Genomic DNA, 21,501 nt, shown 5'->3' on the forward strand with positions numbered 1-21,501 from the left:
CGAACAAAATCCTTCTGCTAGTTCGCTTTCGCTGCGCGGACCTTACGCTGGCGTTCTTTTTCTAGTGCTTTTTCAACACGATGTTTTTCAACCGCATCTAATACTTCTGCACCAATATGTTCTTCACCACGAGAACGAGCAAGTTGAACTTGACGCTCACGTTCGATAAAACGCTGGCGCTGTTCATCAGTGTATTTATCTACACAATGCACACAACTCACGCCTTGAATATAATGCTCGCTTTGTTTTTCTTCTTCCGTAATAGGCATACGACAAGCATGACATTGGTCGTATTCACCTTTTTGTAGATCATGATTTACAGAAACACGATTATCAAAAACAAAACACTCACCTTCCCACAGGGTTTCTTCTTTTGGTACTTCTTCCAAGTACTTCAAGATCCCGCCTTCAAGGTGATAAACCTCTTCGAAACCTTGTTCTAGCATATAAGCTGTGGATTTTTCGCAACGAATACCGCCAGTACAGAACATGGCAACTTTTTTGTGTTTCGCTGGATCCATGTTTTCTTTTACGTACGCTGGAAATTCACGAAAGGTATCGGTTTTTGGGTTTACTGCGTTTTTGAACGTACCTATTTGCACTTCGTAATCGTTACGCGTATCAACCAAAACCACATCAGGATCAGAGATCAACGCATTCCATTCACTTGGCTTAACATAAGTTCCTACTACGCGCTTAGGATCAATACCTTCAACGCCCATAGTGACGATTTCTTTTTTAAGCTTCACTTTCGTGCGGTAGAAAGGCATATCTTCGTCATAAGACTCTTTGGATACAATCTTATCCAAACCTGGCTGCTGATCTAACCAAGCCAACATGGTATCAATACCCTCACGAGTACCGGCAACCGTACCGTTAATACCTTCACTAGCCAGCAACAAGGTACCGCGTATACCGTTGTCTTCTAAGGTTTTTTGAATTGGTTCACGAAGGGACTCAAAATGAGGCAAGGCGACAAATTTATAAAGGGCACATACTACGACTTTAGACATAACTCTCTCCTATGCGATCTGGAACGTAAAACCAGAGCAATTAAACAAGGCGCGCATTATAGAGAGTTATAAACCATTTTTCGAGGCCAAATCCAAAAAAACCACACAAACAAGAGGGAGTAAATTTATTGGCCTGGATCAAGTGTAGAGCCTGTGGTGTTATTAACACGGAACCAGCCTGCAATACTGTGCCGTGTTCGTTTAGCCACCATCACTTCATGATAAAAGCATTCACTCAGAAACACAGCCAAACGACCTTTTTTAGGGAAAAAACGCCCGACTTCGATAGAAGGATCATTTTCATCATAAATAACCAGTTCGCCGCCATCACCATCTTGCCAGCCTTCGTTTAAATACAAAACGGTAGACAAAATACGATTACTTTCACCTTTGAAAGCATCTATGTGTTTTTCATAAAATGCGCCTTCCTCGTAACGAGCAAAGTGTGCCTCGTAATCAAACAAACCGAGAAACAAACGACGATTCAGCGCAACACGTAAGTCAGCCATCATTTTTAAGAAATCTACACGAACGGGCTTATCCGGATCTATCCACTGAATATAATCACGACGAGAATCTAATACGATTTGATGATCCTGTTTTCGTCCTACGCCAGCCTGCAACATAAAGACGTTTTGAATACTTTCTGCTTCATCCATCAAAGCTTGAGTAAAATCTGTTGAAAAAAAGTCATCCTGAACGCTCCAACCTTTTGTCTGCAGGTCCATTAGCAAATTAGCAAATGGTTCTTCTCGACTAAAAGCTGGGATAGAGTTTTCAACATATAAACGCTTAGCAGGCAGGACTTCAGTAGACATAGATAGGTTCGTCACTTATAAAAAATCACTTGTAAAAAGGCAAATAACTACAGCAGCTATGATACTGTAGCCCAACAAACAAGACATCAAGATTTCGCCAGATAGATTTAAAACACCATGACCCAAACCTTTCAATTACGAGACTATCAAATTCAAGCCGTTGAGGCCTCTTTGGGACACTTTCGTAATAGCGATGACCCAGCCGTTATTGTGCTTCCCACAGGCGCTGGCAAAAGCTTGGTAATTGCAGAACTTAGTCGACTCGCCAAAGGTCGAGTTGTTTGTCTGGCGCATGTGAAAGAATTGGTTGAACAAAACCACGCTAAGTTTCTAGCAACAGGCTCCTCAGCAGGGATTTTTTCTGCTGGCTTAAGCCAAAAAACCAGCACAGAGAAAACCACCTTTGCCAGCATTCAATCACTTTCCGCAAACCTTGCTGATTTCATCGAGCCAGTCAGTTTAATAATCATCGATGAATGCCATCGAGTTGGCATGGAAGAAAGCGGTCAGTACAACAAAACCATCGAACATTTTCGAGCCCTAAACCCAAAAGTAAAAATTCTCGGCTTAACCGCCACGCCCTATCGTTTAGGCAGCGGCTGGATCTACCAAAATCATTACCATGGCTACACGCGAACCTGTACAAACTCGTTATTCAAGAAATGTATATTTGAACTACCGCTGCAACACATGGTTAAAAAGGGTTATTTAACCCCGCCAATCCATTACGATGCGGCTATTGCCCATTATGATTTCAGCCTACTGACCGAAAGTTTAGATGGCGAGCAAAACAGCGATGACATCGCGCTGAACGAGCTCATTCATAAACACCCTCGGGTCACTAAAGCCGTCACCGAACAAATATTGCAGCTTAGCCAAGATCGCCAAGGCGTAATGATTTTTGCTGCGACCATCGATCATGCAAAAGAAATCGCCAGTTACTTGCCCGCCGATAAAACCGCACTAATAACCGGCAAAACAAAACTCAAACAACGAGATTCATTGATCGCAGCGTTTAAAGCCAAAGATATTAAATACCTCGTTAATGTTTCGGTACTAACCACAGGATTTGACGCACCGCATGTGGACGTGATTGCTATATTGCGCCCAACCCAATCGATCAGTTTATTTCAACAAATCGTTGGTCGTGGTTTGCGCTTAAGTCCTGGCAAAAAAGACTGCTTAGTCTTGGATTATACTAATAACGGCTACAATATCTTTCAGCCAGAAATTGGTGAGAAACGCCCAACCCAAGATTCTGTCGCCGTACAAATTCATTGCCCAGTCTGTGACTTCGCCAATACTTTTTGGGGAAGAAAAGATGCCGAAGGCAACATTCTTGAGCATTTTGGGCGCCGTTGTCATGGCCTAGTGGAAAACGAACAAGGTGAAGAGCAACAATGCAGCTATCGTTTTCGCTTTAAACGCTGCCCTTATTGTAATGAAGAAAATGATATCGCCGCACGACAATGCCAGCATTGCGCAGAAAAGCTTATCGATCCAGATGATTTACTAAGAAGTGCGCTCAACCTAAAAAACAACAAAGTGCTACGCTGTTCAGGCATTACGCCAGAATTAAATATGAAAGAGAAAAGTATCAAGATTATTTATCACGATGAGGACGGATTGACGCTATCAGAGACATTCCGCTTTAATTTCAAGAAATCACGACAAGCGTTTAATGATCTGTTTGCGCGCAGAATAGCCAACGCAAGCCAATCTATTCAATTTGATAAACTTGAAGAAGTAGAACGCTTTTTACCTTACCTTCCAACGCCCGATTTCGTCATCGCTAAGAAGCAAAAACAACACTGGCAAGTCACAGAGCGATTATTCGACTACCAAGGCCCCTATCGAAAAGCTAACGAACTTAGTTAATCTCATCAACCTTTGTTTTTTAGCGCATTACGATAAGAAACTTCAAACGGAAGATTCATACGCTTCAGATGATCGATCGCAACTTGCCCAAGAACACCTTTTGGCACCCCCGTGAGCAAAACGAACCAATAGTTAGAAATCATATTTTCCGCAAAAATACTGGCCGTTTTATCGTCCACGCCCACTTGCTTAAAACGCTTGATAATGCCTTCTGAAATTACGGCCATTTGATTAGTGTGAAAGCCACCTTTTGCCAAGCTATCCAACAATACTTGGCGAGTAAATTCTGCGTACGCATCATAAAACTCAAACAGCACTTGTGCCATTTGCAGAAGGTAATCAATTGGAGACGAACTGGCTTTTTGAGAAGCGACGGCAGCACGAAGCGCCACATCCATCTCATCAAAAAAGATATCTTTTACTAGGGAAAGTTTATCGGGAAAATGAACAAATAAGGTTCCGACTGCAATGCCAGCTTTATCACTTAGATAACGAGTACTGGTTGCTTCAATGCCCTGAGCCAGAAAAGCTTGCTTGGCAATGACTTTAATTTTAGATCGCGTATTGGCTTTTTGTTGCTGACGAAGACTCACCTTAACATTCCCCTAAGTAAGATATTAAGAGAGTTTAGCGTGTCTGATTTTCAAAGACGAGTGTAATTTAATACATGAAACATTAGCGCATAGAACTTAGATTAGGCATAGATGATCGACTTAGAGACTCAGAAAGATCTGTCATAAAGGACACGATTCGCTCTGCATTCACTCCAAAATCACCACTACCTACCCTTGAACAGGAACGCATATCAATTCGAATTTTCTTAGGCTCTATCTGAGTAATACGAATCACCACATCATCTCGAAAGCCAAAAATAGGCGTACGAGCCGTTGCTTCGATAATACCGGCTCCGGAATACGTTGCCACCACATCCCAGCCACGTTCCTCAACCAACGCTGTTATAGCTGAATACACTGCTGTTTTGCTTTTTGTAGAAAATAAAGGCTGAACATCAGGATAATACTTATGCTGAATAGGTGCCCATTCACTGTTATAACGCAGATCATTTTCTTGAGATTTTCGAATGAAGTTAACATTTAGAAAAGCGGGAGGGACATCTGTATCAGTCGTAATATCATTTATGTCAGGTAAACCAGAGCGCTGCAGATAAAAACCAATCCACATAATGCTATACACCAACGATACGATCAGCACTAAAAAGAAAAATCTCTGACACGCTATATTTTTTTCTTTCCGACAAACACCTAGTGACACAGCTGCAAGCAAGGATAAAACTAAAGAGGCAAATACGCTTTTGCGAAGCATAGAAAAACCAGTTATTGGCTCAAAAATCCCAACTCGAACACCGGCAATAGATATAAACGCTATACACCCTACTAACATGAGAAGAACGTATAAAACCGGAGAGATATAACGACTCATAGACAACTCATAGCGAAAAAATAATATCTCACACCTTATCGCGACTTGAAGACAACGAACAGGAGCAACAAGCCTGTTTCAACGCATTCCTTTGTATTTGCATATTTTGTGTAAAGTTTTCCGCAAGACATCTAAAGAAGAGACGTTTTTGTTAACAATTTGAAACATTTAACTCATATTAGCTCTTACTTTAATCACGCCACTAAAATATGAAAAATCAACATGAGATCTGCCTCACTCTAGACATTTCAAACAAAAAGCTGATAATGGCGCCGTTAAAAACAGAGCATAAATCACATGAAGGTTACGCCAAACAAACACTGTGTCGACACATTGCGCGAGCAGTGTAAAACAGACGCGATGAGGCCCTTCATCGCGAGAGGTTCCAACGCCATTCGCTGCCCTCATTGTCTAATGGCGGAATTTGCCTGCTTTTGTCACTTAAGGGAAAACCAAACCTCTCCTATAGAATTTATTCTGCTTTTCCATCGTGATGAAATCCACAAACCCACCAATAGTGGCAGACTTATCGCTGATTTATATCCAGATGACACTCAAGCCTATTTGTGGAGCAGAACCGAGCCACAACAAACGTTGCTAGATCACATAGAAAGCAAACAAGGGAATTGCACGATATTATTCCCAAACACAGAAACAGCTCAGGCACAGAAAAGACAAACAAGAAGTGCTGCCCCATCAAGAAATAAAGGCGATGAAAAACACACTTTTATTATCTTGGATGGGACATGGAAGCAGGCTAGTAAAATGTTTCATCAAAGCGAGTGGTTAAAAGACATTCCTCACTTTGAGATAAACAGCGAAGCGCAGCGCTCTTTTCTTGTTAGACACTCAAGCCATCAAATGCAATTTGCCACCGCTGAAGTTACCGCTATGTTGTTCGACGCACTAGGGCATAGCGAACACAGTCAACAGCTACTTAGCTACTACCAAGCGTTCAACGAGCATTGCATGATCAGTCGAAAACGTGGTAACAACGAGCGTTTGTGAAAGATAATTACAAAAAAAGAAAGCCTGCCAAAACAATGAAATACATGAATCTGCTAATTAAGATTCTCTAAACAGCAAATTTACCCAACCATTAGAATGAAACTGTACTGCTTGTTTTTTCTTTTTACCGACCAAAACAGGCCCATTATCGAGGAACAAAAATGCTTTCCATGTGCGTTTAAAAACGCCCCAAGGAAGTTCAAAAACTAACTCGTTATGGCAGCAAAAAAACACCGTAGTATCATCACCCCAAGCAGAAAAATGCGCCAAGATCCCCTCCGGCAATGATGCCTGTTCACTATCCCACGCTTTTTCCCACTGAAGCTTACCATCTGGAGCCTGTGTGCTGGCTTTCTTTAACCATTCTCGATCCGAAAAATGATCGGGATGTATTTGTTCATCACTAATGTAATCGCGCCAAATCTGGCCTGCACGCTGCTCACTTAACAAGCGAATTTCTTGCAAGTCTTCTGGCTCAACTTTTGGATCATTACGTTTAAAAATCCAACTCTTTGAAAACTGTTCTAACGATTGGTACAAGGAGGTTTCCTTAAATGTGTTCTTATCTAATAGATATAAAAAATGATGAAAAAAACTAACCTAACAAGTGAAAAAGGATCGTTTGTTCAATCGGTCAAGCTTAACTAATATTAGTATTGTTGTAATAAAACAACATTTCTTAATTAGCAAATCAGGAGAATACTATGGACTCTCAACAACAATACGAAGCACTTTTAGCAAAATGGGGCTACGCAGATACTACAGTTGAAGACCACGCTCGCCGTCAAAGACGTGCTCGCCGTGTTAAAGCTGTTGTTACTTTCTTTAAAACAACTGTAAAAGCAATCAAAAAAGTAAGCGCTCGTCCTCAGCAACTTGGTCAAACAAGTAACTAAGCTCCACAAGAATAAGCCCATAATAATTGGGTGTTAGTGTATCGTAAATAGATCTTTTTAAGGGGAGAAAAATAATAAAACCCCCTCCCTTCCTTAACCCCCCTCAAATTCGTTATCATCAATACTCATTCACAACAAAATATCTTCTTTATGACTTACTCTTACAAAGCAATAATCTTTGATTGCGATGGTGTCATTGTCGACACAGAAAACATATCCAATACTATTTTAAAATCCATGCTTAGTGAATGCGGCCTTGAACTCGACGACGAGACTTTGCACGCAAAATTCACCGGATTCACCAACAAAGAAAACCTCATCAATGCCGAAAAATTACTTGGTAAGCCATTACCAGCGAACTTTGATGAAGATTATAGACAGCGTTTTCATGCCATCATCGAAGCTGATCTAGAACCTATTTCCGGTGTGCGAGATTTACTCAGTAAAATAACAGCCCCCATTGCCATGGCGACCAATGCACGACGCCAAGAAATGAACTTCAAATTAGACAAAATTCAATTGTCTGAGCGATTTTCTACTCGTTTCTGTGTCGAAGATGTGGCAAATGGCAAACCAGCGCCAGATCTTTACCTAAAAGCAGCTCAAGCATTAAATGTCGATCCGAAAGATTGCTTAGTAATTGAAGATTCTATTGCAGGAATTACGGCAGGACTAGCTGCTGGAATGAGAGTACTCGCTTTTAGCGAAACCCTTGATGAGAAAATGCAAGCTGCCGCAGGTGCGACTGAATGCTTTAAAACCATGAAAGAACTAGAAGGCTTGTTGGGTCTTTAACAAACCTTCTAACGTTCATTCAAATTAGTTCGACTTGTCTAACAAAAAATCAGTTAGACATTGCCTGCAATTGTTTCAGCAGACTCTTCGGCAAGTCTTTAATAGTAAGCGTGCCAGAGTCTGCATTAAACACAATCGACTCAGCCAGCAGCTCGCTATCAAAACTAATCGTCAAAGCACGAGAACTGCCGGACAAACGCGTCAATTTTTTCAGTGCGGCTTTTTCGACAAAAATTTCTTTTTCCATCTTAAAGCTATCTGAATCGGCAATTTCTAAAAACTTATTTGCCTGCTCAACAGAAAATCGAGATTCAACCTGAGAAGCAATATCTTTAATCGCCAGAGGTTCACGGTCTTGCGCTTTCGCCTGACAATGCTCAGAAACCACTTTCTTGAATTCATTCGCCTGCTTAGAGGGAAACCCTTCTGACTGACAAAACGCCGCCGTCAAATCTACTAGCTTACGCGTTTCTTTTGCCGCGACTTTAGGTTCATCACAACCAATAAACTGAGTAAAATACTCACTCTCGAATTTTGGCGCACGACCAAAACGAAACGAAATATAACGACCTTCATCGCCAGCTTGCCACGCTGTCAAATTGATACGCAACGACATGTGAAGCTTTTCCATCTCAATCTGCTCAATTTGAGACAAACTAAGATCCGCACCAAGGCCTATGCCTTTTTTGCGTTTCAGCATCACTATGTACAAGAAATGCGTATCGTGAAGCTCGTAATGGTTAAACCACAACAAACCACCTTCGGCTTCTTCAACAGGCTCTAAATATTTTAGGAACTCCGCCGCACAATCTTTGGTAAATCCCGCAAAATCCACAAAGGTATCGTTTTTAAAATTCTTAAAAAGTAGAGCGGGTAATTGCGCGCCCTCCTCACTTCCCTGAGGGTTAACAAAACGCCCTGTATTCATACCAGAACGATTAAATAGATTCGTCACCTGAGCAGACAGGGCTTCGGCTTGCCCATCAACTGGGTTCTCATTTGGACGCGCAATAAGTATCGCTTTACGCTCGCCTTCATGCTTTTGAATCTCGTGCACAATTAAGTTGCTAATAGACACCAGCTACCTCTTACGTTTAATATGGATGATTACGATCAATTTTTAACCCATCGACTTACTAAAGGATCTCCCCAAACCAAAACACTATGATAAAACCAAAAACCACAAAAAGAGACACACGAAAAGAACTTGAGTCTCTGGTAGATCAATTTATCAAGAAAAACGGAACGATCCAGCAAGTCAACATGGGGGAATCCGGTTTAGTTGATGGCAAGTATAACACGAGCCATATGGGCTTTAACGAGCCAAAACAAGATCGCACACCATTAAATCACGTTGTTGCCGCTATTCAACAACGAAAACACAGCAAATCCCCTCCACCAGCACCAACCAAAAAGCGCCCTAAGAAAAAAATCATCTATGATGACTTTGGTGACCCTCTTCGTTGGGTCTGGGAAGAATAACAAGACTTACCACTCCAATTAAAAAGGAGTCTTCTGTCTATTGTTTTGAAATGCCAAGCTGATACTGCAATAATACTCCCGAATATTTTCACCAAAATAGGGAGTGATCATGTCTATTCGATACCTACATGCCATGATAAGAACAGATAAACCAGAAGAAAGTCATACCTTCTATACTGAAGGCCTAGGCCTCATTCAAACAAGACGTATGGACAGTGAGAAAGGTCAATTTTCGCTTATCTACTACGCTACTGAGCAAGGTGCGCCAGAAGTAGAACTAACTCATAACTGGAGTGATCGCACTTACACTGGCGGCGACCAATTCGGCCATCTAGCCTTTGAAGTAGACAACATTTACCAAGTATGTGAAAAGCTACAATCTATGGGAGTAACCATTTTACGACCACCTCGCGATGGGCATATGGCTTTTATTAAAGATCCCAATGGCATTTCGATCGAATTGTTGCAAAAAGATGGCTCCCTTGAAAGCGCTGAACCATGGGCATCCATGGAAAATACCGGTAGCTGGTAATTACATAAGTTTACAAAAAAAGCGATTTATTAAACAACGCTACAAAAATACGATAGTCTTATTGCCTTGTATTTCTTAAGCTAACAGAATCGTAGAACTTAAAGGGTAGCAATAGCGCCATGAAGACTCTCATTAAAACCATCGCACTAACAGGAACATTACTGGTTTACGGGCATCTATCTGCTGCCGAAAGCCTATATGCTTCCAATGTACAGTCTCGATTGGCTGATGCAGATCGAGATGGCGTTATTGATGCTCGAGACCTTTGCCCAGGCACCACTGAAGGCGCAGCTGTAGACAACTATGGCTGCCCTAACCAAACTACCAAACTACTCTCAGTAGAACTAAACATTCTATTTGATACGGGTAAAGCTGATATTAAACAGCGCTTTTATTCTGAGCTGAAAGATCTTGCTAAGTTTTTAAAAGAACACCCAGCAAGCACAGTGGTCATTGAAGGACACACAGACAGCCAAGGTTCAGCAGAGCTAAACCAAGAGTTATCTCAACAACGCGCCTCAGCGATTGCTGACGTGCTGGTAGATAGTTTTAGAATCCAAGCAGACCGTGTAAAAGGTATTGGTTATGGCGCAACCCGCCCTATCGCAGATAACGACACAGAAGACGGTAGAAAACTAAACCGTCGAGTTGTGGCTGAAGTCTTCGCCAAACAACAGTTTGCCAACGAACGTTGGACAATCTATAGCGTAGACAAAAACGGCAGCACCGCGCTAAACAACAGAAACTAAGCGCTTAGCAAATAGAACCCCCAGAAAACCAGTCATGATAAATGACTGGTTTTTTTTGGTTTGGAGATAGAAGCCATCTAAAAGCTAAGCCATTTTTCATTTCCTATCCCATTTTTGAGCAACTCCACCTTTTCTATTTGTTACACTGTCAGAAATAACACCGATTAAGAGAGAGTTTTATGGCTAGTGTTGGGTTTTTAGGTTTAGGCATCATGGGTAAGGCGATGGCAGCGAATTTGGTTAAGGCTGGATTCGATGTGACGGTATGGAATCGCAATTCAGAAAAATGTGCTGAGTTAGTCGCATTGGGAGCTCGCCAAGGTTCAACACCAAAAGACGTTGCTGCTAATTGCGATGTTACCTTTGCGATGGTGTCTGATCCTGAAGCTGCGTTAGCGCTTTGCCAAGGTCCGGATGGTGTTGTAGCAGGTATTGGCGCTGGTCGTGGTTATGTTGATATGTCGACAGTAAACGACACAACCTCTAAAACCATTGCTGGTTTAATCAGCCAAGCTGGCGGACGTTTTTTGGAAGCACCGGTTTCTGGTACGAAAAAGCCCGCTGAAGACGGTACTTTGATCATTCTCGCCGCTGGCGATCAATCCCTTTATGACGATGTTAAACCTGCGTTTGAGGTGATGGGTAAAATGTCACCGTATCTTGGCGATGTCGGCCAAGGCGCTAACATGAAGCTAGTCGTTAATATGATGATGGGCGGCATGTTAAGCATTTTCAGCGAAGGCATGTCTTTGGGACAAAAAGCTGGTTTAGACGGTCAGCAGATTTTAGACATCGTCGATGCTGGCGCCATGTCGAATCCGATGTTTAAAGGCAAAGGCGCCATGCTGCTGAATGAGAACTACACCACCAGCTTTCCGCTTAAACACATGCAAAAAGATATGCGCCTTGCGATTGCCCTAGGCGATCAACTTGAGCAACCTTTGCCAACTGCAGCAATTGCCAACGAAGCCTTTAAACAAGCAATAAAAGCAGGCTTTGCGGAGGAAGACATTGCTGCGATTTATAAAATTAAAAAATAGTCACAATTCAAGAGGGCAGGAAACGTTTTTTTCCTATTACTAGCTTGAGGCCAGTGCTTAACTAAAGACTCAAAGTTCCCTAGCCCTCTCTTCTGATTTACTGACTAAACAGTCTTTTGTAATCTTTTGACTTAAGCCCCCGTACACTTCAATAACGTCTCGGAGGCAGAGGTGAGAGTAAAGGTGGCGGAGGTGGCGGCAATAGTACGGGCGGAGGTGTCGCATGGTAATATCTCGAGGCACCATAACTCCCAGGAGGCGGAGGAGGTGCAACACATGCACCTAATGCAGTAATTAAAGAAAATAAGAATAAAATTTTAATTAGATGTTTAATGACTTTCATATCAGACTGCCTATTTACATAATATAACTTATGTAAAGGATATACCTACCAAATCAAATATGCCTGACATACAAGATATAATCATAAATAAATAACAAGGCACCATAGATATAAAATAAATTCATAAAATATAATAGAATGAAGACACTTTTCAATCAGTGAAATCACAATCAAAATGCACGCTAGAACGCTCATTTCAAATTTCTTTCTAGCTAGAGATCGGCAACTGAGAAATCAAGCAGTTAAAATATCTATACCTTTATCTTTCAATTCATTAAACGCGCTTTCTGGCAATCCTGAGTCGGTGATAATGGTATCAATTCGCTCCATATCCAATGCATGAAAGGCGGCAATTTTCCCATATTTAGAGGTGTCGGAAACCAGACAGACAGCTTTCGATGATTTAGCAATAGCATGCTTAACAATGACTTTATCTTCATTTGGTGTAGATAGCCCTTTCAAATTCCAAGACGAAGTCGAGATAAAGGCGATATCGATGTTCATGCTTAATAAAAAATCGGCCACTTTTGATCCAACGGTAGACTGGTTCTGTCGGTCGATTTTTCCGCCTGTATGGTAAATATCGTTAGCAGAATTTGCCATTAGGAAAGCCGATATAGCAAAGTCGTTAGTGATAATGAGCAGATCATTTCTTTGCGTTATTTGATGAGCAATTTCTAACGTTGTGGTTCCTGCATCAAGGTATATCGTCATATTTGGAGCAATGATACTCGAAGCCAACTTGCCAATTTGCTCTTTCTCAGAGGCAAACTGAGTAATTTTAATATCATGCGAGAGCTCAATATGAATGTTTCTTGCTAGCTGCACGCCTCCAGAAACTGAACTAACTTTGCCAATAGCCTCAAGTTTTTCAATGTCTCGGCGAATAGTCATATGAGACACATTAAATAAATCAACCAGCTCTGAAATACTCACTACTTCTTGATTCTTTAATAATGTCAGGATCTTTCTTTGCCGCTCTACTGGAATCATCTTTCCGCCGTTCAATTCGCAAAATTACTTCCACTGCAGCTTAACAAAAAAAAACCGCCATGTGAATTTATGTGAAAAAGTATCTATACATTGCATGAAAGCACTAGTTTTCACGCCCTCAATCACAGTAGCAACACAGCAAATAGGCAAAAAACACAAAAACCTTTCAGACAGAGTGTTAAATATTGTTGAAATATGTGAAATAAAGCGTTTTAATCATTCCCATCAATTATAAAATCACAAATCTGAACATAAACTAACAATAATTCAGTAGGTATTGTATGACAAATAAAGCGAAATCCGTCGGTGTGATCGGACTAGGCTCAATGGGCATGGGCGCAGCTAAGTCTTGTATTAACGCAGGATTGGACGTCTATGGTTTTGACTTAAACCCTAAAGCCTTGGAAGAACTAAGCCTAGCAGGAGCTAAAGCAGTTTCTAGCAGCGCTTTAGATTTTGCCGAGCAATTAGACGCTGTCTTAGTGCTTGTTGTAAACGCAAAACAAGTAAACGCTGTACTTTTTGACAGCGGCTTAGCCGCCGCACTAAAACCACAAACTGCCGTCATGGTGTCTGCGACTATTTCCGCAGAAGATGCTAAAGCCATTCACCAAAAACTCTCTCAATACCAATTATTGATGCTCGATGCGCCCGTGTCTGGCGGTGCAGCGAAAGCGGCAACAGGTGACATGACTGTCATGGCATCCGGATCGCTAGAAGCCTTCGAGAAACTACAGCCTGTCCTAGATGCGACAGCGGCTAAAGTCTACAACATTGGCGAAGAGATTGGCCTTGGTGCGACGGTTAAAATCATCCATCAACTGCTCGCTGGTGTACATATTGCTGCTGGTGCAGAAGCGATGGCGCTTGCTGCTCGTGCAAACATCCCGCTTGATCTTATGTATGACGTTGTCACAAATGCTGCTGGCAACTCTTGGATGTTTGAAAACCGCATGAAACATGTTGTCGATGGCGACTATTCACCTAAATCTATGGTGGATATTTTTGTTAAAGACTTAAACCTTGTTGCAGATACCGCCAAAGAACTTAAGTTCCCTCTTCCTTTATCTAGCACTGCTTTAAATATGTTCCTTTCTGCTAGTAACGCAGGTTTCGGCCAAGAAGATGACAGTGCGGTTATCAAGATCTTTGATGGAATCAATTTACCAGGCGTGGAGAAGTAATATGTTATTAGGTGTTATTGCCGACGACTTTACTGGTGCTACCGATATTGCAGGTTTTCTTGTTGAAAATGGCATGCGTACTATTCAAGTGAACGGCATCCCTTCAGCAAATACGGAGATAAATGCAGACGCTGTCGTCGTTAGTTTAAAGTCGCGCTCATGCCCGACCGAACAAGCGATTGAACAATCTGTTGCGGCTCTGAAATGGCTTCAAGCACAGGGCTGCAAACAATTTTATTTTAAGTACTGCTCAACCTTTGATAGCACGGCTAAAGGCAACATCGGTCCAGTAACGGATGCGCTTCTGGATGTCTTAGGCGAAGACTTTACTATTGTCTGCCCTGCCCTGCCAGTTAACGGACGCACTGTTTTTAACGGCCATCTTTTTGTGCTTGGTCAGTTGCTCAGTGAATCAGGTATGCGTAACCACCCAGTCACTCCAATGACTAATTCTAATCTTATGGATTTGATGGACGCGCAATCTAAAGGCAAAACGGGACTGATTAATCATCAAAGTATTGAGCAAGGCGCAGACGCCATTATTGGTGAATTTGCTGAGCTAAAAGCACAAGGAAAACGTTACGCCGTTGTCGATGCTTTTACAACGGAACACCTTAATGAGATTGGCAAAGCAGTTAGCTCATTGAAATTAGTAACTGGCGGTTCAGGGTTAGCATCAGGTATTGCAAAAAACTGGGGGGAACACTTACAAGACCAAACCCAAGCAAAACAAGCAGGTCACCCAGCCATAGCACCAACCGTCATATTTTCAGGCTCATGCTCTGTCATGACCAACAAGCAAGTTGAGCTTTATAAAACCAAAGCGCCTTTCTTTACCCTTGATATTGAGCAGTGCATGAGCAATGAAAACTACGTCAACGAAGTGTTTGATTGGGTTATCAGCCACGCTAACGAGTCATTGGCACCTATCGTTTATGCCACGGCGGATGCTGAAAAACTCAAAACAATTCAGCAGCAATACGGTGCAGAGGCGTCCAGTCAAGCAGTTGAGACTCTCTTTAGTTTGTTGGCTATCAAGCTGCAAGATTTCGGCATACGTAATTTTATTGTTGCAGGTGGCGAGACGTCAGGCGTTGTAACTCAAAGCCTAAAAGTCGATAGCTTTCACATCGGTCCTCAAATTGCCCCTGGCGTGCCTTGGGTAAAAGCCATCAATCAAGATTTATCGCTGGCGCTTAAATCTGGCAATTTTGGCGACGAGAACTTTTTCACCACGGCTCAGGGGTACTTTTAATGAATGAAGCTGAATTGAGACAACAGATGGTCGACTTAGCTCGCTCTATGTTCGATCGTGGCTACGCAACAGGTGGTGCCGGTAATTTATCGTTGAAATTACCTAATGGTCATTTTTTAGCGACGCCGACGGGGTCGTCTTTTGGTCGCTTAGTTGCAGAAGACCTGTCTGTCGTTGATAAAGACGGTAACCATCTATCTGGTAATCGACCTTCTAAAGAAGTGGCTTTTCATTTAGCCATTTATGAGAAAGATCCAAACTGCAACGCTATCGTGCATTTGCACTCTACTTATTTAACGGCACTTTCTTGTCTAGAAAATCTGGATCCTAGTAACGCCATCAAAGCATTTACACCTTACTACGTGATGCGAGTCGGTGAGCTTCCGGTCGTCCCTTACTATCGCCCAGGCTCCCCACATATTGCTGAAGACCTTGCAAAACTGGCGGGCAAATATCGAGCATTTTTGCTAGCTAATCATGGGCCAATCATCACTGGCAGCGATTTCTTAGACGCTGTTGATAATGCAGAAGAGCTAGAAGAAACCGCGAAGTTGTTTTTTTTATTAGCAAACAAACCCACGCGCTACTTAACCGATGATGAAGTAACCGATCTAAAAGGGAGAGGAAAATAATGGCTAAATTTGCAGCAAATCTAACCATGCTGTTCACTGACGTTCCCTTTTTGGAACGCTTTGAGCGTGCACATAATGCGGGCTTTAAAGCCGTTGAATATCTGTTTCCTTATGCTTTTGACGCTGATGTTTTAGCGTCTAAATTGCAACAATACGGATTTGAACAGGCTTTGTTTAACATGCCTCCTGGTAACTGGGATGCAGGCGAACGAGGCTTTGCGGCTATTCCAGGTCGTGAAAAAGAATTCCAGCAAAGTGTAGAAACCGCTTTAGCCTACACACAGGCACTTAACTGCAAAAAAGTGCATGCTATGTCTGGCATTGTTGATCCTAACTTCAGCCGTAAAGAACACATCAACACATTCATCAATAACATTCGCTTTGCCGCAGACGAATTTGCTAAACACGGTATCGAGCTGATGATTGAGCCCTTGAACAATCGTGATATTCCTAACTATTTCATTGCTCATCAACGAGAAGCCGCCGAGCTAATCCGACAAGTAGATCGACCGAACGTTAAACTTCAATTAGACATTTATCACGCCCAAATTATGGATGGGGATCTTACTCGTCTCATCCAAGATCTGGCCGATGTCACCGGTCATATTCAAATCGCTTCTGTCCCTAAAAGACATGAACCATCTGAAGGCGAAATCAACTATCCGCATTTATTCAACATATTGGACGAGTCTGGATATAAGGGCTGGATTGGCTGTGAATACAATCCAAAAAACACCACAGAAAGTGGCTTAGCTTGGGTAAAACCTTATTTATAAAAAAGTCAAAATAAAAAGTATAAGGATAAAAATATGAATATTGTCATTACTGGCGGAGCTGGTTTTTTAGGTACTGAACTATTAAAAAATTTATTGGAAAACTTCCATACAATAAACAGTATTAAAATTGTTGATAGAGTTTCATTAAATCCAGGTTTGATAACAAGTAACAGAATCCAATCTATTATTGCTGATATTACCGTTGCAGAAGAAGTTAAAAAGATCATTGATAAAGAAACAACTCATGTTTTTCATCTTGCGGCAATCGTATCAAGCCATGCGGAAGAAGATTTTGAACTTGGTATGTTGGTTAATTTAAAAGCGACTCAACTTTTATTGGATCGTTGCCGCGAAGCCAACACAAATATTCGCTTTGTTTTTTCAAGTTCTCTTGCTGTATTCGGCGGACAACTACCAGAAAAAATCGATTACATGACAGCGATGCAACCTAGTTCATCTTATGGCACTCAAAAAGCCATCTGTGAATTATTAGTGAATGACTATACGCGAAAAGGCTTTGTTGATGCTGTATCTGTGCGCTTACCTACCATTTGCATACGCCCAGGAGCACCAAATAAAGCAGCGTCTTCTTTTGTTAGTGGCATCATTCGAGAGCCACTAAAGCATGAGAAAACCAACTGTCCAGTCGATCTAAATCTACCGCTGTGGGTATCCAGCCCAAACACTGTCATTAAAAATATTGTTCATGCCAGCCAGATCAATTCAGATCGTTTAGATGGATTTAGAACCATTAATCTACCGGGCTTACAAACATCTCCAAAAGAAATGATTGAGTGCCTTTCCAGCGAACATGGCGAATCTTATCTTGATTTTATTTCTTATGAAAAAGACTCAAAGATCGAAAAAATCGTTTCAAGCTGGCCAAAATCCATTAATAACGAAAAAGAGTTATCTCTAGGTTTTATAAAAGATAACAACTTCAATTCGATATTCAGTGAATATGTAGAATCAGTAAAATAAAAAACAATCTCTAATAAAAATAAAGGAAATAAAACCATGCTACCTATATCTGTAATCGGCTTAATAATAGCTGTATTCGTTTTAATATTTTTAGTATTAAGAACGAGAGTTCATGTGTTAATTGCCATGCTAATTGCAGCATGCATTGCCGGTTTAATCGGTGGGTTGAGTGTTGATGAAACCATGTCAGCCATCAGTAAAGGATTTGGTGGAACATTAGGCGGTATCGGTATTGTTATCGGTTTGGGCGTCATGATGGGAGCGATTTTAGAAACCTCTGGTGCCGGTGAATCGATTGCCTATCACTTCATCAAATGGCTAGGGAAGAAAAAAGAGGAAATGGCTTTAGCCATTACAGGCTACATCGTCAGTATTCCTGTTTTTGTGGACAGCGCACTGATAATTTTGTACCCGATTGCTAAGTCTTTAGCAAAAAAATCCGATCGCTCTATCTTAACCTTAACAGTAGCGCTTGCTGGTGGTTTGGTTGTTGCCCATCACTGTATTCCACCAACACCTGGCCCATTGGGTGTAGCAAGTATCTTTAATGTTGACTTGGCCTCTATGCTTGGTTTTGGTCTGTTAATCGCCATTCCTTGTGTATACGGTATTGTTTTGTATGCTCGCTGGTTGGAAAAGCACTTCCCTGAATTTTCAGTTTCACCAACTTTAGCCGCTGATGATGATCTTAAGAAAATCCATGATGATTACATGGCTTCTAAGGAGTCAAAAGAACTTCCTTCGCTGATTAAATCAATCATGCCGATTGTGGTTCCAATCGTCCTAATTTTGATTAAGTCGCTTATGAGTCTTGCCGAGAAACAATTTGGTATGGAAGGCTTATCTACTAGCGTCGTTGGTGTTGCTTTTAACTTCCTTGGTAATCCTATTATTGCGCTTTCAATCAGTACATTACTTGCTGTGTATACGCTAACGCCTTATTTGGATAAAGAGACAACAACCCGGAAACTAGAAGAAGGCATATCTACTTGTGGCATCATTCTTTTGGTAACAGGCGCAGGTGGTGCATTAGGCAGCGTATTACGTGAATCTGGCGCAGGTGCAGAAATTGCTAACCAAATTGTTGCTCTTTCTATATCGCCAATCATGATCCCGTTCATTATTGCGACCTTAGTTAGAATCATCCAAGGAAGCGGCACGGTGTCGATGATTACTGCAGCCTCTATCTCAGCGCCAGTACTAGCAGAAATGCAAGGCGTTAACATGCTGTTTGCTGCGTCTGCCGCAACTATGGGGAGTTTGTTCGCTGGTTACTTTAATGACAGCCTATTCCACATTGTTAACCGTTTGATGGGCGTTACTGAAGTGAAAAAACAGTTGGTGATCTGGACTGTTCCAACAACAATAGCTTGGGCTATTGGTGGATCACTTATCATGATCCTGAACCTAATATTCGGCAGCCTAGGCAGCATCTACGATCCTGTACTACCCTTACTCGTATTAGCTGGCTGTATCTTGTTTGTGAAAAGCCAAAGCAAGTCACAAATCAAAACAGCTTAATAGATATAATTAAATAAGCATCAAAGGGCCGACAATGAAATGTCGGCTTTTTTTTAAACATACTGTCCTGCACAAAACCCGCTCGCCCATGCCCACTGGAAGTTATAACCACCAAGCCAACCTGTTACGTCGAGCACTTCACCAATAAAATAAAGCCCTTTTTGTTTTTGTGATTCGAAGGTTTTCGAGGAGACTTCGTTGGTGTTTACGCCACCTAGAGTTACTTCTGCGGTGCGATAGCCTTCGGTACCATTAGGAGCGATGTCAAAGTTGGCAAGATAATGAAACAGGCTGTCGATTTGATCGTTGGATGTTTGTGCGCTTCGCTCGGTTAACCAAGGGAATTCTATTTTAATTAGCTCTACCAATCGCTTTGGTAATAAATTTGATAAGAATCCTTCGTAGCTTTTTTTCGGAGTACTTTGGCGCACAGCAAGTAAGTCGTCTAACGATAAAGTCGGTGCGATATTAATGTTGAGCGCTTCGCCCGGTTGCCAAAAATTGGTTATTTGCAAAATAGATGGGCCACTTACGCCACGATGAGTAAACAGCATTGGCTCTTGAAAAGTCACACCACTTGCTGTTGCGGAGATCTCGCACGCAATACCTGACAATTCAGCTAGTTGTGCTTTACGATCTGGTTGTACCGTAATAGGCACTAAGCTAGCACGAGTTGGTAAAATATTGTGTCCGACTTGTTTAGCGATGTCGTAACCAAAGCCTGTTGCACCCATGGTTGGAATCGACAAACCACCAGTGGCAACCACGAGGGATTCGCAAGTAAAGTCCCCTTGGTTAGTTTTAATAACGGTCTGCCCGTCTTGAAAATCAATATTATGAATTTTTGTATTTAACTTTAACTCTGCCCCAGACCATTCAAGCTCTGTCAGCAATATATCAAGCAGGTCTTTTGCGGAATGTTCACAAAATAATTGTCCTGGAGTTTTCTCCACATAATCTAAACCATGACGATCCACTAGATCAACAAAGTCTTGCGACGAAAAACGACGTAGCGCAGAAATACAGAAGTATGGGTTGTCAGATAAAAAATGTTTAGGAGCAGCATCCATGTTAGTAAAATTGCAACGACCTCCACCAGACATAAGAATTTTTTTACCTGCTCTATTTGCGTGATCCAACACCACCACTTTTTTACCTCGGTAGCCTGCTGTTGCCGCACACATTAAACCAGACGCTCCGGCACCAATTACGATCACATCAACTTTATCCACAACCTACCCCATCACTTATTTGTGGCTGCATTATAGTGTCTGGGTCATTTATTACCATCGAATCGGGTGTGTTTTTCGCCAAATAAAAGCAAAAAAAGAATTACAAAATCTTGTCCACAGAAACCGTTAAGAAGGCTGTGGGAATCATGAATATTCCCTTAAAATTCAATGCACTAAATAAAATCAAACATTATTTATTAATTTTTTTAAAAACATCAAACAGACCAAAACCAAGAAATTTTTTTGAGAAATGCAAACTATTTTTAAAAAAGACTCTGTACAAATACACTGTCTGAATATACAGTACTGTATAAATAAACAGTAAAGATATTTTAAGGATGTGGATATGATCAAGCTAATAAGCCCTACTCATACTATTCATAAAGTTGCACTTTTTGGCATCATCGCCTTAGCTTTGTACGCGCCAGCAAAGGATCTAGTTGAATTTGCAGAAACACATTTTGCAAAAGAAAGCATTCAGATTGTTGATGCATCATTTGGTACTAATATGCCTTGGCAGGAAGCAAGCTCTTCTTATGTTAAAGTCAGCCAAAATGCACAAACAAGCCTATCCAGTTCTCAAATTATCTATACGAAATTACGCTTTACTAATCCGACGTCTGAACCACAAACCTATCGTAAGATTTGGTTGAATTTCTCTCACGCAAACGGTGATCAGGAATACACTACGGATTACACCTTATATAACACTGAAACTCGTCAGCGACTTATTGGGCAGTCAATTCAGTTAGGGGCTAACAGCAGTATTGATGTAGTTGCAGCGTATCGATTCATTCCTAGCTATAAGAACAAATCACCAATCAGCATGAGTGTTTCTTGGGAAGGACAGAATCTTTTAAGAGATAAAGCATGTGAATATGATCTTCACAATACGGCAGGCAATACCTTTCAATATCAGTGTGGGAATTAATA

The 21,501-nt window shown here is 41.5% G+C and carries 23 protein-coding genes; 15 read left to right on the forward strand and 8 right to left on the reverse strand.

Features of this window, described 5'->3' with window-relative positions; all coding sequences use genetic code 11:
• Positions 1-17: 17 nt before the first annotated feature.
• Entirely contained in the window at positions 18-1,013 is a 996-nt protein-coding gene (trhO, locus tag TY87_RS17250) for an oxygen-dependent tRNA uridine(34) hydroxylase TrhO (RefSeq protein ID WP_100188028.1), read from the reverse strand.
• A 125-nt stretch (positions 1,014-1,138) separates the two neighbouring features.
• Positions 1,139-1,831 carry a 2OG-Fe(II) oxygenase gene (locus TY87_RS17255; protein WP_100188029.1) on the reverse strand — a complete coding sequence of 231 codons (693 nt, stop codon included), beginning with the start codon at positions 1,829-1,831 and terminating at the stop codon, positions 1,139-1,141.
• A 117-nt stretch (positions 1,832-1,948) separates the two neighbouring features.
• Here TY87_RS17255 and TY87_RS17260 point away from each other — a divergent pair, with 117 nt between their 5' ends.
• The gene (locus TY87_RS17260; RefSeq protein ID WP_100188030.1) at positions 1,949-3,709 is read left to right on the forward strand and encodes a DNA repair helicase RadD; all 1,761 of its coding nucleotides are present in this window, start codon (positions 1,949-1,951) and stop codon (positions 3,707-3,709) included.
• A 5-nt stretch (positions 3,710-3,714) separates the two neighbouring features.
• On the opposite strand, the gene TY87_RS17265 is transcribed toward TY87_RS17260, so the two are convergent.
• Both TY87_RS17265 and TY87_RS17270 read right to left on the reverse strand, forming a co-directional pair.
• Positions 3,715-4,302: a TetR/AcrR family transcriptional regulator gene (locus tag TY87_RS17265; protein ID WP_100188031.1), complete on the reverse strand. Its 588-nt coding sequence runs from the start codon at positions 4,300-4,302 to the stop codon at positions 3,715-3,717.
• Between the two features lie 82 nt (positions 4,303-4,384).
• Positions 4,385-5,149 (reverse strand): DUF1499 domain-containing protein, encoded by a 765-nt coding sequence (locus tag TY87_RS17270; protein ID WP_100188032.1) that lies wholly within the window; start codon positions 5,147-5,149, stop codon positions 4,385-4,387.
• 297 nt (positions 5,150-5,446) lie between these two features.
• Here TY87_RS17270 and TY87_RS17275 point away from each other — a divergent pair, with 297 nt between their 5' ends.
• Positions 5,447-6,157 (forward strand): tRNA-uridine aminocarboxypropyltransferase, encoded by a 711-nt coding sequence (locus TY87_RS17275; RefSeq protein WP_100188033.1) that lies wholly within the window; start codon positions 5,447-5,449, stop codon positions 6,155-6,157.
• A 57-nt stretch (positions 6,158-6,214) separates the two neighbouring features.
• Here the strand turns inward: TY87_RS17275 and TY87_RS17280 are convergent, their stop codons facing one another.
• Complete coding sequence (locus tag TY87_RS17280; protein WP_100188034.1) at positions 6,215-6,697, reverse strand: DUF2947 family protein; 483 nt, start codon at positions 6,695-6,697, stop codon at positions 6,215-6,217.
• 164 nt (positions 6,698-6,861) lie between these two features.
• Between TY87_RS17280 and TY87_RS17285 the strand changes: the two genes are divergently transcribed.
• On the forward strand, positions 6,862-7,053 hold the full coding sequence (locus TY87_RS17285; RefSeq protein WP_100188035.1) for a hypothetical protein: 192 nt from the start codon (positions 6,862-6,864) through the stop codon (positions 7,051-7,053).
• Between the two features lie 150 nt (positions 7,054-7,203).
• Positions 7,204-7,848, forward strand: coding sequence for an HAD family hydrolase (locus TY87_RS17290; protein WP_100188036.1), 645 nt, complete (start codon positions 7,204-7,206; stop codon positions 7,846-7,848).
• A gap of 49 nt (positions 7,849-7,897) precedes the next feature.
• On the opposite strand, the gene TY87_RS17295 is transcribed toward TY87_RS17290, so the two are convergent.
• Positions 7,898-8,926 (reverse strand): nucleoid-associated protein, encoded by a 1,029-nt coding sequence (locus TY87_RS17295; RefSeq protein ID WP_100188037.1) that lies wholly within the window; start codon positions 8,924-8,926, stop codon positions 7,898-7,900.
• A gap of 86 nt (positions 8,927-9,012) precedes the next feature.
• Between TY87_RS17295 and TY87_RS17300 the strand changes: the two genes are divergently transcribed.
• From TY87_RS17300 to TY87_RS17315, 4 genes are all read left to right on the forward strand, one after another.
• Entirely contained in the window at positions 9,013-9,330 is a 318-nt protein-coding gene (locus TY87_RS17300) for a hypothetical protein (protein ID WP_100188038.1), read from the forward strand.
• A 109-nt stretch (positions 9,331-9,439) separates the two neighbouring features.
• Complete coding sequence (locus tag TY87_RS17305; protein ID WP_100188039.1) at positions 9,440-9,862, forward strand: VOC family protein; 423 nt, start codon at positions 9,440-9,442, stop codon at positions 9,860-9,862.
• Positions 9,863-9,981: 119 nt separating this feature from the next.
• Positions 9,982-10,611, forward strand: a complete 630-nt coding sequence (locus tag TY87_RS17310; RefSeq protein ID WP_100188040.1) for an OmpA family protein — start codon at positions 9,982-9,984, stop codon at positions 10,609-10,611.
• Between the two features lie 179 nt (positions 10,612-10,790).
• Positions 10,791-11,651, forward strand: coding sequence for an NAD(P)-dependent oxidoreductase (locus tag TY87_RS17315; RefSeq protein WP_100188041.1), 861 nt, complete (start codon positions 10,791-10,793; stop codon positions 11,649-11,651).
• A gap of 577 nt (positions 11,652-12,228) precedes the next feature.
• Here TY87_RS17315 and TY87_RS17320 read toward each other — a convergent pair.
• Positions 12,229-12,987, reverse strand: coding sequence for a DeoR/GlpR family DNA-binding transcription regulator (locus TY87_RS17320; protein ID WP_100188042.1), 759 nt, complete (start codon positions 12,985-12,987; stop codon positions 12,229-12,231).
• Between the two features lie 281 nt (positions 12,988-13,268).
• Between TY87_RS17320 and ltnD the strand changes: the two genes are divergently transcribed.
• From ltnD to TY87_RS17350, 6 genes are read left to right on the forward strand one after another with little or no spacing between them, the layout of a single operon-like run.
• Complete coding sequence (gene ltnD / locus TY87_RS17325) at positions 13,269-14,171, forward strand: L-threonate dehydrogenase (RefSeq protein ID WP_072839714.1); 903 nt, start codon at positions 13,269-13,271, stop codon at positions 14,169-14,171.
• 1 nt (position 14,172) lies between these two features.
• On the forward strand, positions 14,173-15,426 hold the full coding sequence (gene otnK, locus TY87_RS17330) for a 3-oxo-tetronate kinase (protein WP_100188043.1): 1,254 nt from the start codon (positions 14,173-14,175) through the stop codon (positions 15,424-15,426).
• Positions 15,426-16,058, forward strand: coding sequence for a 3-oxo-tetronate 4-phosphate decarboxylase (gene otnC / locus TY87_RS17335; protein WP_100188044.1), 633 nt, complete (start codon positions 15,426-15,428; stop codon positions 16,056-16,058). Before otnK ends, otnC begins: the two co-directional genes overlap by 1 nt.
• Positions 16,058-16,834, forward strand: coding sequence for a 2-oxo-tetronate isomerase (gene otnI, locus TY87_RS17340; RefSeq protein ID WP_100188045.1), 777 nt, complete (start codon positions 16,058-16,060; stop codon positions 16,832-16,834). The genes otnC and otnI overlap by 1 nt, the downstream gene beginning before the upstream one ends.
• Before the next feature lie 33 nt (positions 16,835-16,867).
• Positions 16,868-17,815 (forward strand): D-erythronate dehydrogenase, encoded by a 948-nt coding sequence (gene denD, locus TY87_RS17345; protein WP_100188046.1) that lies wholly within the window; start codon positions 16,868-16,870, stop codon positions 17,813-17,815.
• 36 nt (positions 17,816-17,851) lie between these two features.
• Complete coding sequence (locus TY87_RS17350; RefSeq protein WP_100188047.1) at positions 17,852-19,336, forward strand: GntP family permease; 1,485 nt, start codon at positions 17,852-17,854, stop codon at positions 19,334-19,336.
• Positions 19,337-19,389: 53 nt separating this feature from the next.
• On the opposite strand, the gene TY87_RS17355 is transcribed toward TY87_RS17350, so the two are convergent.
• Positions 19,390-20,568 (reverse strand): BaiN/RdsA family NAD(P)/FAD-dependent oxidoreductase, encoded by a 1,179-nt coding sequence (locus tag TY87_RS17355; RefSeq protein ID WP_100188048.1) that lies wholly within the window; start codon positions 20,566-20,568, stop codon positions 19,390-19,392.
• A 346-nt stretch (positions 20,569-20,914) separates the two neighbouring features.
• Between TY87_RS17355 and TY87_RS17360 the strand changes: the two genes are divergently transcribed.
• Positions 20,915-21,499: a hypothetical protein gene (locus TY87_RS17360; protein WP_100188049.1), complete on the forward strand. Its 585-nt coding sequence runs from the start codon at positions 20,915-20,917 to the stop codon at positions 21,497-21,499.
• Positions 21,500-21,501: the final 2 nt, after the last annotated feature.

Origin of the sequence: Marinomonas sp. BSi20584, from assembly GCF_002792415.1 — a bacterium.
Classification (GTDB): domain Bacteria; phylum Pseudomonadota; class Gammaproteobacteria; order Pseudomonadales; family Marinomonadaceae; genus Marinomonas; species Marinomonas polaris.

What these genes read in the sequence shown, in the direction of transcription:
- trhO (WP_100188028.1), bottom strand. Translation starts at nt 1,013, where the DNA reads ATGTCTAAAGTCGTAGTATGTGCCCTTTATAAATTTGTCGCCTTGCCT.
- TY87_RS17255 (WP_100188029.1), bottom strand. Translation starts at nt 1,831, where the DNA reads ATGTCTACTGAAGTCCTGCCTGCTAAGCGTTTATATGTTGAAAACTCT.
- TY87_RS17260 (WP_100188030.1), top strand. Translation starts at nt 1,949, where the DNA reads ATGACCCAAACCTTTCAATTACGAGACTATCAAATTCAAGCCGTTGAG.
- TY87_RS17270 (WP_100188032.1), bottom strand. Translation starts at nt 5,149, where the DNA reads ATGAGTCGTTATATCTCTCCGGTTTTATACGTTCTTCTCATGTTAGTA.
- TY87_RS17275 (WP_100188033.1), top strand. Translation starts at nt 5,447, where the DNA reads ATGAAGGTTACGCCAAACAAACACTGTGTCGACACATTGCGCGAGCAG.
- TY87_RS17285 (WP_100188035.1), top strand. Translation starts at nt 6,862, where the DNA reads ATGGACTCTCAACAACAATACGAAGCACTTTTAGCAAAATGGGGCTAC.
- TY87_RS17290 (WP_100188036.1), top strand. Translation starts at nt 7,204, where the DNA reads ATGACTTACTCTTACAAAGCAATAATCTTTGATTGCGATGGTGTCATT.
- TY87_RS17300 (WP_100188038.1), top strand. Translation starts at nt 9,013, where the DNA reads ATGATAAAACCAAAAACCACAAAAAGAGACACACGAAAAGAACTTGAG.
- TY87_RS17305 (WP_100188039.1), top strand. Translation starts at nt 9,440, where the DNA reads ATGTCTATTCGATACCTACATGCCATGATAAGAACAGATAAACCAGAA.
- TY87_RS17310 (WP_100188040.1), top strand. Translation starts at nt 9,982, where the DNA reads ATGAAGACTCTCATTAAAACCATCGCACTAACAGGAACATTACTGGTT.
- TY87_RS17315 (WP_100188041.1), top strand. Translation starts at nt 10,791, where the DNA reads ATGGCTAGTGTTGGGTTTTTAGGTTTAGGCATCATGGGTAAGGCGATG.
- TY87_RS17320 (WP_100188042.1), bottom strand. Translation starts at nt 12,987, where the DNA reads ATGATTCCAGTAGAGCGGCAAAGAAAGATCCTGACATTATTAAAGAAT.
- ltnD (WP_072839714.1), top strand. Translation starts at nt 13,269, where the DNA reads ATGACAAATAAAGCGAAATCCGTCGGTGTGATCGGACTAGGCTCAATG.
- otnK (WP_100188043.1), top strand. Translation starts at nt 14,173, where the DNA reads ATGTTATTAGGTGTTATTGCCGACGACTTTACTGGTGCTACCGATATT.
- otnC (WP_100188044.1), top strand. Translation starts at nt 15,426, where the DNA reads ATGAATGAAGCTGAATTGAGACAACAGATGGTCGACTTAGCTCGCTCT.
- otnI (WP_100188045.1), top strand. Translation starts at nt 16,058, where the DNA reads ATGGCTAAATTTGCAGCAAATCTAACCATGCTGTTCACTGACGTTCCC.
- denD (WP_100188046.1), top strand. Translation starts at nt 16,868, where the DNA reads ATGAATATTGTCATTACTGGCGGAGCTGGTTTTTTAGGTACTGAACTA.
- TY87_RS17350 (WP_100188047.1), top strand. Translation starts at nt 17,852, where the DNA reads ATGCTACCTATATCTGTAATCGGCTTAATAATAGCTGTATTCGTTTTA.
- TY87_RS17360 (WP_100188049.1), top strand. Translation starts at nt 20,915, where the DNA reads ATGATCAAGCTAATAAGCCCTACTCATACTATTCATAAAGTTGCACTT.